At 62.2% G+C, this 14,781-nt stretch carries 13 protein-coding genes; 4 read left to right on the forward strand and 9 right to left on the reverse strand.

All coding sequences use genetic code 11. The annotated features are described in order from the left end of the window. Positions 1-217 precede the first annotated feature (217 nt). Positions 218-1,084, forward strand: a complete 867-nt coding sequence (locus QTL96_RS21450; RefSeq protein ID WP_289729098.1) for a hypothetical protein — start codon at positions 218-220, stop codon at positions 1,082-1,084. Between the two features lie 185 nt (positions 1,085-1,269). Here QTL96_RS21450 and QTL96_RS21455 read toward each other — a convergent pair whose 3' ends face one another. The 6 genes from QTL96_RS21455 to QTL96_RS21480 all read right to left on the reverse strand — a co-directional run bounded on the left by QTL96_RS21455 (position 1,270) and on the right by QTL96_RS21480 (position 9,380). Next, positions 1,270-1,461, reverse strand: coding sequence for a hypothetical protein (locus tag QTL96_RS21455; RefSeq protein ID WP_113199233.1), 192 nt, complete (start codon positions 1,459-1,461; stop codon positions 1,270-1,272). 139 nt (positions 1,462-1,600) lie between these two features. Continuing rightward, the gene (locus tag QTL96_RS21460) at positions 1,601-2,482 is read right to left on the reverse strand and encodes a uracil-DNA glycosylase (RefSeq protein ID WP_289729100.1); all 882 of its coding nucleotides are present in this window, start codon (positions 2,480-2,482) and stop codon (positions 1,601-1,603) included. A 59-nt stretch (positions 2,483-2,541) separates the two neighbouring features. Then, positions 2,542-3,834, reverse strand: a complete 1,293-nt coding sequence (locus tag QTL96_RS21465; protein WP_289729101.1) for an Hsp70 family protein — start codon at positions 3,832-3,834, stop codon at positions 2,542-2,544. A 165-nt stretch (positions 3,835-3,999) separates the two neighbouring features. Continuing rightward, the gene (locus QTL96_RS21470) at positions 4,000-7,116 is read right to left on the reverse strand and encodes an efflux RND transporter permease subunit (protein ID WP_112980824.1); all 3,117 of its coding nucleotides are present in this window, start codon (positions 7,114-7,116) and stop codon (positions 4,000-4,002) included. Then, entirely contained in the window at positions 7,113-8,381 is a 1,269-nt protein-coding gene (locus QTL96_RS21475; protein WP_289729102.1) for an efflux RND transporter periplasmic adaptor subunit, read from the reverse strand. The genes QTL96_RS21470 and QTL96_RS21475 overlap by 4 nt, the downstream gene beginning before the upstream one ends. A gap of 210 nt (positions 8,382-8,591) precedes the next feature. Then, positions 8,592-9,380: an SDR family oxidoreductase gene (locus tag QTL96_RS21480; RefSeq protein ID WP_289729103.1), complete on the reverse strand. Its 789-nt coding sequence runs from the start codon at positions 9,378-9,380 to the stop codon at positions 8,592-8,594. Between the two features lie 253 nt (positions 9,381-9,633). On the opposite strand from QTL96_RS21480, the gene QTL96_RS21485 reads away from it, so the two are divergent. Both QTL96_RS21485 and QTL96_RS21490 read left to right on the forward strand, forming a co-directional pair. Beyond that, positions 9,634-11,298, forward strand: coding sequence for an electron transfer flavoprotein-ubiquinone oxidoreductase (locus QTL96_RS21485; RefSeq protein ID WP_289729104.1), 1,665 nt, complete (start codon positions 9,634-9,636; stop codon positions 11,296-11,298). 10 nt (positions 11,299-11,308) lie between these two features. After that, a complete protein-coding gene (locus QTL96_RS21490; RefSeq protein WP_289729105.1) occupies positions 11,309-11,842 on the forward strand; it encodes a GNAT family N-acetyltransferase in 534 nt (177 codons plus the stop codon). Here QTL96_RS21490 and QTL96_RS21495 read toward each other — a convergent pair. Both QTL96_RS21495 and QTL96_RS21500 read right to left on the reverse strand, forming a co-directional pair. Further along, positions 11,833-12,198 (reverse strand): type II toxin-antitoxin system VapC family toxin, encoded by a 366-nt coding sequence (locus QTL96_RS21495; RefSeq protein ID WP_289729106.1) that lies wholly within the window; start codon positions 12,196-12,198, stop codon positions 11,833-11,835. The genes QTL96_RS21490 and QTL96_RS21495 overlap by 10 nt on opposite strands. Then, the gene (locus QTL96_RS21500) at positions 12,195-12,431 is read right to left on the reverse strand and encodes a type II toxin-antitoxin system VapB family antitoxin (RefSeq protein ID WP_289729107.1); all 237 of its coding nucleotides are present in this window, start codon (positions 12,429-12,431) and stop codon (positions 12,195-12,197) included. Before QTL96_RS21500 ends, QTL96_RS21495 begins: the two co-directional genes overlap by 4 nt. Positions 12,432-12,604: 173 nt before the next feature. Here QTL96_RS21500 and QTL96_RS21505 point away from each other — a divergent pair, with 173 nt between their 5' ends. Then, positions 12,605-13,225, forward strand: a complete 621-nt coding sequence (locus QTL96_RS21505; protein ID WP_111561050.1) for a L,D-transpeptidase — start codon at positions 12,605-12,607, stop codon at positions 13,223-13,225. Positions 13,226-13,266: 41 nt separating this feature from the next. Here QTL96_RS21505 and mgtE read toward each other — a convergent pair whose 3' ends face one another. Next, entirely contained in the window at positions 13,267-14,643 is a 1,377-nt protein-coding gene (gene mgtE, locus QTL96_RS21510; RefSeq protein ID WP_289729108.1) for a magnesium transporter, read from the reverse strand. Positions 14,644-14,781: the final 138 nt, after the last annotated feature.

The following is a 14,781-nucleotide window of genomic DNA, read 5'->3' on the forward strand; positions in this document are numbered from 1 at the left end:
AGCTCACGAAATCGTGGGGCTAAGTGTTGCAAAATTCATGCATTTTTCCCGCCGAGCAAGCCACCCTACAAATTTTGAGGGTGGCGTGTGACAGTTGCCTATGCTTTGTAAAAATGAACAACTTTCATTTATTTATACATCATGATGTTGAGAATAAGTGGCGGCTTCACCTTGTTGAACTTGAGCACAGGCAAGTCGAGCGCCGTCCGGGAGACAAATGCCGTTTAGTGCCGCAGACCTGATAGCCGACGCCAAGTTCATCTTGGGTATCCGATTTCACGCAAGCCGCATGCGCAACATGTTCGATGCCGGCCCAAGGCTCGCGCGGTTGCTCGCATCGCATCAGCGGTGGCTGCTCACACAGGTCGCCTATGCGCTCAGCATGGAGCGCGTCGATGGCGATCCGACGTCGGGGCTGACGGCCACGAAGCTGACAACCGAGATCACCGCCTTCAAGGCTGCAAGCCGCAACACCATCCGCAGCTATATCGATGAACTTGCGACCTACAGGTTCATCACCTGCATTCCCGGCGAGGAGCGCAAGCGGCCACGCCGCTACGAGGTAGCCGAGATCGCGCAGCAGGCGATGTTCAGCTGGGTCTGGTCCAACTTGCTGGCGCTCGACGTGCTCGACGATGGCGACAGAGCCGAGCGGTTCCAGGCGAATCCTGATTGGATACGGCTGATGCAGCCACGCATCGCGCGCGATTGCCTGCGCGATGCTGCCTGGCGCGAGCCGTCGGAGCGGGTTGGCGTGTTTATGTGGAACGATGCCGGCGGACTTATCGTCGACTATCTCATGTCGCGGATAGATCCGGAAGAAGAGCATCCCGATCGCTTCTTCGTCGGTCCACTCGACAGCAGGGCGTTGGCGGCTGACTTCATGATATCGCGCACACATATGCAACGCCTCTTCGCCAAGGCGGCGCAGGATGGTTGCATGGGGTGGGACGTCGATATGAAGAAGCCGTCGCTATGGATATCGCGCGCGTTCGTCGAGGAATACTGCCAGTGGCAGGCGATCAAGTTCGCCTACATCGATCAGGCGTTTCACGCGGCAAGCGAAATGGCGGGAGAGCTTTAGGCCGCCGTGGCGGCCTGGCGTGCTGCCTGAACGCGACGCGTCAGGATTCGCGATCGTAGGCTTCCGCCGCGCATACGGCTGCGCGGATATGCTCGATGGCGTCGATCTTGCAAAGAAGTGAGATGATGCGTGTCGTCATGAGAATAAGCCGATAAACGGCAGGGGCGGATGGCCGCGCCCTGCGATCAATACTGCTGGAAATCCGCGAAGATGGCAGCGGGGCGCACGATGCGACCGCTCGCGCCAGTGCCACGAGCGATCATCTGCTCGTTGGTGGCGAAGCCGTTGCGGCAGTAGCTCTGCGTGGTACGGCCGTTGCTGTTTACGGTTCTCAATGTTTCAAATCTGCAGTGTATAGGACGACGAGTGTTGCTCATGGCCTTGGTTCCTTAGTGATTCCTCCCAAGACACAATGCTAATATTGCAGCGCACAATAGATTTCACAAGGCATAGGAATAAGCGGCAGGCATGCGTACTGCGCATGGGTCTCGTCGCAAATCTGTCAATCTTGGCTATTTAGGAGGCAGAATTGATTTCTGTCAGTTTCGCCTGAAAAGCCAATAAATCGTTCCAGGCCAAGCGCTTATTGACCGGCGCGGTCAACAGGTCCTGTGGATGCAGCGTGGCAATGGCCGGCACCACGCGGTCGCCTGCGGCAATTTCACGCCACTGGCCACGCAAGCCGTGAATCGTATCGCCTTCGCCAAAAAACACCCGAGCGGCGAAATTCCCGAGCAGGAGAATCACTTTCGGCTCGGCAAGCGCGATCTGCCGCTCGATGAAGGGACGGCAGATGTCCATCTCGGCGGGCGAGGCGACGCGGTTGCCCGGCGGGCGCCAAGGAATCACCTGGGTCAACAGGATACCGGCGCGGTCGAGCCCGATCGCGGCCAGCATCTTGTCCAGCAACTGGCCGGGACGCCCCGCGAAAGGCTGCCCCTCGCGGTCGTCCTCCGCGCCGGGCGCCGAGCCGATCAGCATGATGCCGCTCGCAGCATCTCCGCTGGCAAAGATCGTCGAGCGCGCGCTGTGCTTGAGATTGCAGCCGTTGAAGGCCTCGAGCGCGGTCTTCAGCTCCGCGAGCGACCGCGCGCTTTCGGCGGCAAAACGCGCCTGCTGGATCGCCTCGCCGTCGGGGATCGCCGGCTGCGGCCGTTGCGCCGAGCGCTCAGGCTGGGGCGCAGCGCGCTGTGCGGAAGCCGCTGGTGCGCGGGAAGCCGTCTCGCGCGCCTCCGCCTGCGGGGCAGGGGCGGCGCTGCGGCGCGCCGCCTTCATCGCCTCGAACTCGGCGAAGCGATCGACGGCCTCGTCCTCCAGCAGCCACTCGACGCCGGCATCCGCATGGAAATGCAGAAGGGCTGCGAGTTCGCCTGGAGAGAGGTCGTTGACGGAGATCATGGGCGCGACATTACCGAAGCTGAGGCTTCAATGAAAGTGCGCAGCCGCCACATCCCGGCCTATTGCACCGTCCATTGCGCGATATCGTCGCGTTCGCCGATCAGCGCCAGACCGTGCGCGATCGAGAGCATCTCGCCGCCCGTCTCGATGCGATCGGTGTCGAAGCGCTCGGTGAAGATGCGGCGCACCGCCGGAACGAAGGAGGTGCCGCCTGTCAGGAACACCTTGTCGATCGCGCCCGCTTCCGTATTGGTCTTTTCCAGCACATCGTCGAGCGCTCCTTCGATGCGGGCGAGATCGTCCGAAATCCAGCTCTCGAAGTCTGCACGAGCTACCATCCGCTTTCCGGCGCGGCCGAGCGGCGAGAAGTTGAACTCGGCTTCCTCGGAGGCCGACAGCGCCATCTTCGTCGCCGAAACCGCCTGGTAGAGCGGATAGCCTTCGTCGTGGTCGACGAGATCGATGAAGAGCTCCAGCTTCTCCGGCTCAAGCGCCGTGCGGACCAGCTTCTTCAGGTCCTCGTATTCGCGCGAGGTCTTGAAGATCGACAGCTGGTTCCAGCGACTGAAGCTGGAGTAATAGTTGGTCGGCACTTCAAGGATCTTGTCGAAGCTCTTGAAATGACTCCCCTTGCCGATCTCAGGCGCGACGACGTTATCGATGATGCGGGCGTCGAAGTGATCGCCGGCGATGCCTACACCGGAATGGCCGATCGGCGTCGCCTTCAGCTGGCCGGCGACGGTCTCGAAGCGGATCAGCGAATAGTCGGTCGTGCCGCCGCCGAAGTCGGCGACCAGCACCGTCGCGTCGCTTTTCAGGTTCTGCGCGAAGTAGAAGGCAGCCGCCACCGGCTCATAGACATAGTGCACCTCGGGGAAGCCAAAGCGCGAAAGCGCCTCGTTGTAGCGCTGTGTCGCCAGCACCGGATCGGGGCTCGCGCCGGCGAAATGCACCGGCCGCCCGGTGACGATGCGCGCGACGTCCGACGGCCAGTTGCTGCCCGCATAGTTGCTGAGGCGGCGGATGAAGACCTCCATCAGGTCTTCGAAGCTGTGGCGCTTGGCGTAGATCAGCGTGCCCTGGAAGAGGGCGCTGGCGGCGAATGTCTTGATCGACTGCAGGAAGCGACAATCGCCGGGATTGTCGATGAACTGGCGGATCGCCGCATGGCCTGCCTCGACCTTCAGCGCCGAAGCGCCGAGCTTGCCATCCTTCATGAAGGACAGCGCGGTGCGCATGCTGTCGCTTTCGCCCGCCGAGCTGGTGAAGCCCATGGAGTGCGTGGTCTTGCCATCCGCTGTGGCCAGTACGGTGTTGGTCGTGCCAAAGTCCAAACCTAGCGCTTGAGCCATGCTCGCACCTCTCAATGTCGATCGTTGCTGGAGACTGGAGCAATTGCTCCGCCGGGGCGCCAAGGGACGCCCGAATTCAAGAGGGCGCGTGATGCCACAGCGGTCTGTCTTATTCAAGACGCGGAAGCGCAAAATGAAACGGGCGCCGATGGGCGCCCGTCTCGATCATTCCGCTGCGATGGCCCGAGTGGGCTCCTCGTGTTGTTCTTCAGTCTTCTTTCGCCCAAGGCTGAGCAGCCAGTCGCTGAGCCGTCCCATCTCGACGAAGATGACCGGCGTGATGAACAGCGTCAGCGCCTGGCTGACGATGAGGCCGCCGACGACGGCGATGCCGAGCGGCTGGCGAAGCTCCGAGCTTGCGCCCGAGCCGAGCGCGATCGGGAGCGCGCCGAGCAGCGCGCAGAAGGTCGTCATCATGATCGGCCGGAAACGCCGCACGCACGCTTCGTGGATGGCCTCGGACGAGGTCATGCCGGTGCCGGAGCGCAGGTTCTCCAGCGCCACGTCGATCATCATGATCGCGTTCTTCTTGACGATGCCGATCAGCATCAGGAGCCCGATCAGCGCGATGATCGACAGATCGAAGTTCATCACCCTCAGTGCCAGAAGAGCGCCGAGAGCTGCCGCCGGCAGACCGGAGAGGATCGTCAGCGGGTGGATGAAGCTCTCGTAGAGAACGCCGAGAACGACATAGATCGTCAGTACCGCCGCCAGGATCAGGAGAGGCGTATTGCCCTGCGATTGCTCGAAGATCTGCGCCGTGCCGCCATAGGACGTGAAGACGTCCGAGGGCATGTCGATGTCCTTCTTGATCTGGTCGATCGCCGCCGTCGCGTCGCCGAGTGCTTCGCCGGCGGGCAGGTTGAACGACACCGTGGTCGAGACCAGCTGGCCCGTCTGGTTGATCGTCACCGGACCGGTGGTGCGCTCGACCGTGGCGAAGTTCGACAGCGGAACGAGCGCGCCGCTCGACGACGCCACGCGGATGTCCTGCAGCTTCTGGTCATCCCAGGGCGCGTTTGTGTCGTACTCGACGAGCACGTCGTAGCTGTCGCCGGTCGACTGGATCTGCGCCGCCGCGTAACCACCGAAGGATTCCTGCAGCGTCGTGCGCAGCTGGTCGTCGGTGATCCCGAAGGCGGCAGCCTTTTCCGTATCGACCTTGATCTCCGCCTGCAGCGCGTTGTTCTGCGCGTCCGATGTCACGTCGGTGAAGCGCGGATCGCCGTGCATGGCCTGCTGGATCTTGTTGGCCCAGAGGTTGGTCTGGTCGGCGCTCAGCGCCTGAACCACCAGCTGATACTGGCTGGCCGTCTGCCGTCCGCCGAAGCGCAGGCTCTGCTGCGGCGTTATGAAGGCCTGTAAGCCGGGGATCTTGCTGATGCTGGCGCGCAGTTCGCGCAGCGTCTGGTCGAGCGGCGGCCGGTCCTTCTTGTCCTTCAGTTCGACGAACATCGTGCCGTTGTTGAGCGGGCTGCGGGCATTGCCGCCGACGATCGACATGACGTGGTTGACCGCGGGGTTCTGCTTGACGAGTGCCGCCGCCTGGTTCTGCAGATCCTTCATCGCCGGGTAGGAGATATCCTGGCGGGCGCGGGTCGAGATGTTGAGGCGGCCGATATCTTCCGTCGGGAAGAAGCTCGTCGGCAGCGTCATGAACAGGTAGATGGTCAAGCCGACCGAGGCGAGGAACAGCCCGAGAATGGCCGGACGGTGCGCCAGGCACCAGGCAACGGAACGATCGTAGCCACGCAGCGTTCGCTCGAAGCCGGCATCGAACCAGCGGATGAAGAAGGGCGGCTGGCTATGGCCGCTGCCGAGCCGCGAGGCAAGCATCGGCGTGACTGTCAGCGACACGATGGCGGATGCGACGATGGCGATCGCCACCACCATGCCGAACTCGTTGAAGATACGCCCGACCACACCGCCCATCAAAAGGATCGGAATGAAGACCGCGATCAGCGAGACGGACATGGAGATGATCGTATAGCTGACCTCGCCCGATCCCTTGATGGCGGCCTCGAGAACCGGCATCCCGTCCTCGACGTGCCTCAGGATGTTTTCGAGCATGACGATGGCGTCATCGACCACGAGGCCGACGGCGAGCGTCAGCCCGAGCAGCGAGATGTTGTCGACGCTGTAGCCCAGCACATACATCATGCCGAATGTGGTGATCAGCGACAGCGGCACGGCAAGGCCCGGTATGATCGTCGCCGTCAGGTGGCCGGTGAAGAGATAGATGACCAGAACGACGAGGCCGATCGTCAGGAACAGCGTGAACTTCACGTCCGAGATCGCGTCGCGGATCGGCTTGGCCGAATCGTTCATCACCTGCGTCGTAACCGATCCCGGTATCTCGGCATGGAGCGCCGGCAGCTTCGCATTGATGGCATCGACCACGGCGACCGTGTTGGCATCCGGCTGGCGCTGGATCGCCAGGATGATGCTCTGCTTGCCGTCGTACCAGCTGCCGGTGTTCTGGTTCTCGACGCTATCCTCAACGTCGGCGACATCGCCGAGATGGATCGGCGCGCCACCGGGATTGGCAATGACGAGGGTGCGGAACTGCTCGGCATTGGTCCGCTGCGTGTCGGCGGTGATCGTCATGCTCTGGCTGTCGTTCTGCAGCGTGCCGACGGGCACCTGGCTATTGGCAGCCTGGATCGCCTTGTTGACGGTATCGATCCCGAGGCCACGGTTGAGCAGCTTGTTCGGATCGACCTCGACGCGCACGGCATAGGTCTGTGCGCCGAACACCGAGACCTCGGCAACGCCGGGCAGGGTGGAGAGCGAGGGCGAGATGATGTTCTCCGCGACATCGTCGAGCTTGCTGCGCGGCATCGTATCGCTCTGCACCGCAAGTAGCATGACGGGAGCGTCGGCCGGGTTGGTCTTGCGGTAGCTCGGCGGCGTCGTCATGTTGTCTGGCAGCTGCCGCGTCGCATGCGAGATCGCCGCCTGAACGTCGGCGGCGGCCGCATCGATGCTGCGGTTGAGATCGAACTGCAGCACGATGCTGGTATTGCCGAGCGAGTTGGTGGCGCTGATCTCGCTGATCCCGGGGATCGTCTCGAACTGCTTGATCAGCGGGGTCGCGACCGATGTCGCCATGGTCTTCGGCGAGGCGCCGGTCAGCGCCGCCGAGACGTTGATCGTCGGGAAATCGACCTGCGGCAGGGCTGCTACCGGCACGAGCTGGTAGCCGGCGATGCCGGCAAGCACGGCGCCGATGGCGAGAAGCGTGGTGGCGACGGGGCGCCGGATACAGAAATTTGGTATCATTCTTCCGTGCCCGCCACGATGGTTTCCGTTGACTTCGGCTGATCCGCCGAGGCGACGTTGATCGCCTTGCTATCGAATTCTTCCTTCACGGCCTGCTTGTCGACGAGCTGCGCCTGTCCCTCGATGACCACATGGTCGCCTTCCGAAAGGCCGGCCGAGATCGCCGTATAGCCGCCATTCGCGCGGGCGGCGGTGACGGGCGCCAGCCGCACCTTTCCGTCGTTAACGACGAAGGAGTAGAAGCCATCGGCGCCGGGGCTGACTGCCACCGTCGGCACGACGACCTGCTGTTCGTTGTTGTTGAAGTGCACGACGATGTTGACGGACTGGCCCGGCCAAAGCGCGCCCGACGCATTCTCGAATTTCGCCTTGGCGAGGATGGTGCCGGATGCTGTATCGACGGTGTTGTCGTAAAAGCTGATGTGCCCGGTGCGCGGTTTGCCCTTGCCAGATGGCGGCACGGTGGTCACGTCGACGGGGCCGGCGGCAAGCGCCAGCTTGAGCTGCCGGAGATCACGCTCCTGCAAGTGGAACTTCACGTAGATTGGGTCGTATTTCGCGATCGTCACGATCGTCGCACCCGCCGTCACGAAGGCGCCGGGGCTGACGGCGATGTCGCCAAGGCGGCCGTCGAATGGCGCTCGGATGTCGGTATGCTCAAGCAGTACCTGATCGGAAGCGAGCGTCGCCTTGTCCGCCTGCACGGTGGCGACGGCGGTGTCGCGCGCGGCCTTGGCCTGGTCGTAGGTCTGCTGCGTGCCGGCTTTCGATGTCAAAAGGTCCGAGGCGCGCGTGAGCGCCGTTTCGGCCTCGGCGACCGTCGCGGTATCGCGCACGATCATCGCATTGTCCTTGTCGACCGCGGCCTGTGCCGTGCGGTTGTCGAGTTTGGCGATGAGGTCGCCTTGCTTGACGGAGGAGCCATCGCTGGCGATGATCTCGGTGACCAGCCCCTGTTCCTGCGCGGCGATCGTCGTGTTGTCGTCGGCGTCGGCCCAGCCGGATGCCGTTACGTCGCGCGGCAGCACGGTCTTCACCGCGGCCACTGTCTTCACCAGCGTAGGGCCGCCGCCTTTGCGCCCCTTGCCCTTCTGGTCGCCGCCCTGCTGTGCTCCATCGCCCGCCACCTGCTTGCCGCCGGAGGCGTCGGCCTGCGCGGTCGGTTTCGGTCCGAATTGCGAGAGATAGGGAATACGATCCTTGTAGTGCCATGCGCCGAAGCCGGCTGCGACAACAAGGCAGGTGGTGATCCAGAGTTTCTTCATGTTGATACCGGTCGGGGGCTGTTGAGTATGACTTATTCAACCACTTTTATTGCGGCACGAAAAAGACACAATCCCGACAAGGGCATCACTAAGTGGTTAGAATAGCTTAAATTTTCGTAATGTTCGCATATTCTAAACAACCGGCGATCGCGTGAATGTGACGCAACCGCGGTCGGGCGCCATTGGCTGGCGCCCGATTGTCGTTTGCGATCAGAGGGATCGCGCCGCGCCGCCATCGCAGCGCACCAGGCTGCCGGTGATATAGCTCGCCTGCTGGCTGCAGAGGAAGGCCGCGGTCGCCGCGAACTCCTCCACCTTGCCATATCGGCCGACCGGGATGGCCGCTTCCTTGACGACGCGAACGTCTTCGATGCTTTTGCCAGTGCGCTTGGCGGCGGCGCCGTCGAGATCGTCGAGGCGGCTCGTCAGGATGCTGCCTGGGAGCAGCAGGTTGGTGGTGATGCCGAAGCGGCCGATTTCGGTGGCCAGCGTCTTGCTCCAGCCGGCGAGCGCTGGGCGCAGCGTGTTGGAAAGCGCGAGGTTGCCGATCGGCTCGATCACGCCCGAGGACGCCACCGTCAGGATGCGGCCCCATCCCTGTTCCTTCATGCCGAGGAGCAGCGCATTGGTGAGCGTGATGACCCGGAGCACCATCGAGAAGAAATAGGTCTCCAGCCGCTCGGCCGTCATGTCCTCGGTGGTGCCGGGCGTCGGGCCGCCGGTATTGTTGATCAGGATATCCACGCCACCGAGCTTGCTCTTGACGGCGGTCGTTACCGTCTCGACGAAGTTTTCTTCCGAAAGATCGGCCCAGATCCAGTCGGCCCTGCCTTTGCCCTCGGCATTGATCGCCTTGCAGTTCGCCTCCAGCGTTTCGCCGCTGCGTCCGCACAAAAGCACATTGGCGCCTTCGCGCGCCAGAGCCACCGCGATGCCGTGGCCAAGTCCGCGCGACGATGCCAGCACGAGTGCGCGCTTGCCCTTGATGCCCAGATCCATTTTGAAATCTCCTGTTGTTCGCTCCGTTTATACGGCGCGCGACGATCAAAAGGAAAGGCCGGCCATGGCCTGATCAGCTTCATTATTGACGTTGACGTAAGCGTAATGTAGTTCTTTTGTGAAGAGGAATATCATTGCGCGAAATGGGGTATTGGCTGTCGTTTCCCGGCTCGACAATCCAGCCATGTTTTGCCAAGAGATACCTCACACACGGGGAATATGGCCGCAAAACCGGCCGAGCGGAGAATGACGGATGACCGAAGCGACTGAACTGCCTGAACGCGAGAGCATGGAATTCGACGTCGTGATTGTCGGCGGCGGTCCTGCCGGCCTTTCGGCTGCGATCAGGCTGAAGCAGGTCAATCCCGAACTCTCCGTCGTCGTGCTGGAGAAGGGCGCTGAAGTCGGCGCGCATATTCTCTCGGGCGCTGTCGTCGATCCTGTTGGTATCGACCGCCTGCTGCCGGATTGGCGTGAAGAGGCCGATCACCCGTTCAAGACCGAGGTCAAGGACGACCACTTCCTGCTGCTTGGCCCGGCCGGCTCGATCCGCCTGCCGAACTTCGCCATGCCACCGCTGATGAGCAATCACGGCAACTACATCGTCTCGCTCGGCAACGTCTGTCGCTGGCTGGCGGGCCACGCGGAAGCCTTGGGCGTCGAGATCTATCCGGGCTTCGCCGCCACCGAAGTGCTCTACAATAGTAAGGGCGCCGTCATCGGTGTCGCCACCGGCGACATGGGCATCGAGAAGAACGGCGAACCCGGCCCGAATTTTACCCGCGGTATGGAATTGCTGGGCAAATATACGCTGATCGGCGAAGGCGTGCGCGGCTCGCTCGCGAAACAGCTGATCGCCAAGTTCGATCTCCAGAAGGACCGCGAACCCCAAAAATTCGGCATCGGCATCAAGGAGCTCTGGCAGGTGAAGCCGGAGAACCATAAGCAGGGCCTCGTGCAGCACTCCTTCGGCTGGCCGCTCGGCATGAAGACTGGCGGCGGTTCGTTCCTGTATCATCTGGAAGACAACCTCGTGGCCGTCGGCTTCGTGGTGCACCTGAACTACAAGAACCCCTATCTCTATCCCTTCGAGGAATTCCAGCGCTTCAAGACGCATCCGGCAATCCGCACCACCTTCGACGGCGGCAAGCGTCTGTCCTATGGCGCGCGCGCCATCACCGAAGGCGGCTACCAGTCGGTGCCGAAGCTGACTTTCCCGGGCGGCGCCCTGATCGGCTGCTCCGCCGGCTTCGTCAACGTTCCCCGTATCAAGGGCAGCCACAATGCCGTGCTCTCGGGCATGCTGGCGGCCGACAGGATCGCCGACGCCATCGCAGCAGGCCGCGCCAATGACGAGGTCATCGAGATCGAGAACGAATGGCGCGCAAGCGACATCGGCAAGGACCTGAAGAAGGTCCGCAACGTCAAGCCGCTTTGGTCGAAGTTTGGAACCGCCATCGGCGTCGCACTCGGCGGTCTCGACATGTGGACCAACCAGCTCCTCGGCTTCTCCTTCTTCGGCACGCTCGGTCACGGCAAGACCGACGCCCAATCGCTGGAACCGGCCTCAAAGCACAAGCCGATCGACTACCCCAAGCCCGACGGCGTGCTGACCTTCGACCGCCTCTCCTCGGTGTTCCTGTCGAACACCAATCACGAGGAAAACGAGCCGGTGCATCTGAAGGTCAAGGACATGGCGCTGCAGAAGTCGTCGGAGCACGACATCTTCGCTGGTCCCTCGACGCGCTACTGTCCTGCAGGCGTCTACGAGTGGGTCGAGAAGGACGGGCAAGAGACCTACGTCATCAACGCCCAGAACTGCGTCCACTGCAAGACCTGCGATATCAAGGACCCCAACCAGAACATCAACTGGGTGCCGCCGCAGGGCGGTGAGGGGCCGGTTTATCCGAATATGTAAGGGATGAGCCGTGAGCGCTACCCTTGCGATCAGGCAGGCGCGCTTGGAAGAATTGCCGCGCCTGACCGAGATCGAACTCGACGCCTTCGCGACATTGGCGGAGGCGTTGGGCATCTCCGACGCAGCGCAAGCCTTGCCGCACGACGTCCTGCGAAAAGCGCTTGAAGCCGGCCTGCTGATCGTGGCCGCAGACAGCGATGACCGCCCGGTCGGCTTCCTCGCGGCGGAAGAAATCCGCGACACGCTCTATGTGATCGAGCTCGATGTCAGCAGAGACTGGCAACGAAAGGGCGTCGGCCGGCGTCTGATGGCCCACGCGGTCAACATGGCAAGGACACGCCGGCTTTCCGCGCTGACGTTGACGACGGACCGCCATGTCTCGTTCAACGCACCTTTCTACCAATCCATGGGCTTTCAAACCGTAGACGGCCAGGACATGCCGCCATTTCTGCGGGCGAAGATCGATGATGAGATCAGCAACGGCATGGACCCGCAACGGCGCGTGGCCATGCTGCTAAAACTAGGGCAACTGGCTCACGGTTGAAAGCCGACGCTTAGTGCGGTCGCGATTCGAGCAAGACGTTTGTCGCGGGTAAAGAGACGCGAGCCTGCAGATAACATCACGGATGCCAGAAGATGCGCATCGACATAGCCAATCCCGCTTCCCATCAAGGCGTGCCGACTAATGAGCGCTAGCACTTCATCATTGTCGGCCACGCTGGCTTGAGGCAACTCGCTTAGCGCTTTTATCGTCGCGTCGTAACGCGGCATGAACCCAAGTGCGATTTCTCCGATAACAAACGGATGAACGAGTATCTGATTGCGTTTGAGCAGGAATTCGACCTGCCCGTCGTTCTTTCGCAGGTGATCGATCCAGAGCGATGTGTCGAGCAGGATCACTCCGACAAATCCATGTCGACGTTCCCACCCCAAGTGCCGTCTTCATTCCACCGACGGCGCGGGGGTGCTTTCAAATCTGGAGCGCTGCCACCGAGCATAATCAAGCGACGTGCTGCCTCTTGCTGGATCAGGCGAGTCAAAGCCTCTTTCAACAAGGCGGAACGTTCGGTGATCCCAGTCACCTCCTGCGCACGCTTGATCAAATCGTCGTCCAGCGTCACCGTCGTTCGCATTTAAGCCTCCGCATCAAATCGTGCATCTAATGATGCGCCCTCGCGCAACGGATGTCGAGACGCACTTCACAACCTCTTAACGAGTACGTTACCGCAGGCACCCGCTTAGCAGTTCATTAACCATAATCTCCGTAACCTCGGTCTCATCAACCGAACGTTAAGGAACTGCTTCGATGTCGCTTTCCCGCCGTGGTTTCGTTCTGGGCGTCTCCGCGCTTCTCGCCGGCTGCGCTTCGAGCGGTCCCGATCATCGCGCCAACTACGCGGCCATTCCGGCCGAGAAGTTTCCGCTGCCGGCCATGCCGATCGACAAGATCGATCCGGAGCTTCGTCGCCAGCAGGTCAGCTATGCCTCGAGCTATAGTCCGGGCACCATCGTCGTCGACACGCCCGCCCGCCGCCTCTACTACATCCTCGGCGACAATCAGGCGATGCGCTATGGCGTCGGTGTCGGCCGGGAAGGCCTGGCCTTTGCAGGTGGCGCCTATGTCGGGCGCAAGGCCGAATGGCCGAGCTGGACACCGACCGAAAACATGCAGCGCCGCGAAGAGCGCTACCGCAAGCTCGCCGGCGGCATGCCGGGTGGCCCGAACAACCCGCTCGGCGCCCGCGCCATCTATCTCTATCGCGGCGGTAACGACACGCATTTCCGCATTCACGGCACCAATCAGCCGCAGTCGATCGGCCTTGCCATGTCGAGCGGCTGCATTCGCATGCTCAACCACGACGTCATCGATCTCTACGAGCGCGTAGAGCCAGGCGCGCAGGTCGTCGTCATCCAGGCAACGGCCTGAACGACAATGAGAAACGGGGCCGAGCGGCCCCGTTTTCCTATTTACAGCAACGTGCCACTGAGGATCAGCAGCGCTACCGAGAAGTAGATCACCAACCCGGTCACGTCGACCAGCGTGGCGACGAACGGTGCCGAGGCGCTCGCCGGATCGAGCCGCAGCTTCTGCAGCACGAAGGGCAGCATTGAGCCCGCGACCGAGCCGAACGTCACGATCCCGATCAGCGCCGCAAAGATCGTGAAGCCGACGAGAATCCAGTGCTCGCCATAGTCATAGAGCCCGATATTCTGCCACAGGATGATGCGGGCAAAACCGACGGCGCCGAGGATCGAGCCGAGCACGATGCCGGTCGGCAGTTCGCGCAGCAGCACCCGCCACCAATCCGACAGCTTCAGTTCGCCGAGCGCCAGCGCCCGGATGATGAGCGACGTCGCCTGCGAACCGGAATTGCCGCCGGAGCTCATGATCAGCGGCACGAACAGCGTCAGCACGATCGCCTTTTCCAGCTCGCCCTCGAAATGCTGCATGGCGCTTGCCGTCAGCATTTCGCCGAGGAAGAGGGCGCAGAGCCAGCCGGCGCGCTTCTTCAGCATGCCGGCGAAGCTGATCGCCATGTAGGGCTTTCCAAGCGCCTCCATGCCGCCGAACTTCTGCGCGTCTTCCGTCTGGTCCGCGATCATCGTGTCGATCACATCATCGACGGTGACGATGCCCAGCATATGGCCGTTCTCGCCGATAACAGGCAGCGCCAGCAGATTATGCTTGCGGATCAGCCGCGCCACGTCTTCCTGCGTCATCAGCGGATCGGCCCGGACGATGCCGCCCTGTTGCGCAACGCTCAGCACCGAGGCCTGCGGCTCGCCATTGATGAGACGGCGCAGCGTGACGACGCTGGTCAGTGCCTGTGTTTCGACGTCGAGAACATAGATCGCATAGACGGTCTCGCGCGAACGCTCGACCTTGCGGACATGCTCCAATGTCTTCTCGACCGTCCAGGTCGCCGGCACGCTGACGAATTCCGTCGTCATGATGCTGCCTGCCGTGCGCGGCGGATAGCCCATGAGGTGCTGCACGGCGAGACAGGTCGCGCGGTCGAGCTTGGAAAACAGGTGCGCGCGCGCGGCCTCGTCCATTTCCTGGAACAGGTCGGCGACGCGGTCGTTGGCGGTGGCGTTCAATAGCCGTGCCGCTTGCTCGACCGGCATTTCGGTCAGCATCGCGGCCGCATGGTGCAGCTCCGGGCGTCCCAATATGCGGACGGACTTCTGCTGCGGCAGCGTGGCGAGGATCGCCGCTGCTTCTGGAATTTCGAGCGCGTTCAGACGCTCTACGCGTTCAGCCGTGGTGATGGCACCGAGGCTGTCGCTGGCAAAGAAACGGGCGGCATGGCCTGCCCGCAGAGGGAAGCGATTGATGTTCATATAGCTCGCCTTTCCGTCGATCCGCCGCAGCGTCCGACGGGCGAGCCCGATGGATATCGGTCAGCGCACGAAGGCCGCGTACGGCAAAGGCAATCGACTACTACTGTCGCTTGGCATCGTGAGATGGCTCCGTTGATA

The organism is Rhizobium sp. S163, assembly GCF_030380805.1.
Taxonomy (GTDB): Bacteria; Pseudomonadota; Alphaproteobacteria; order Rhizobiales; family Rhizobiaceae; genus Rhizobium.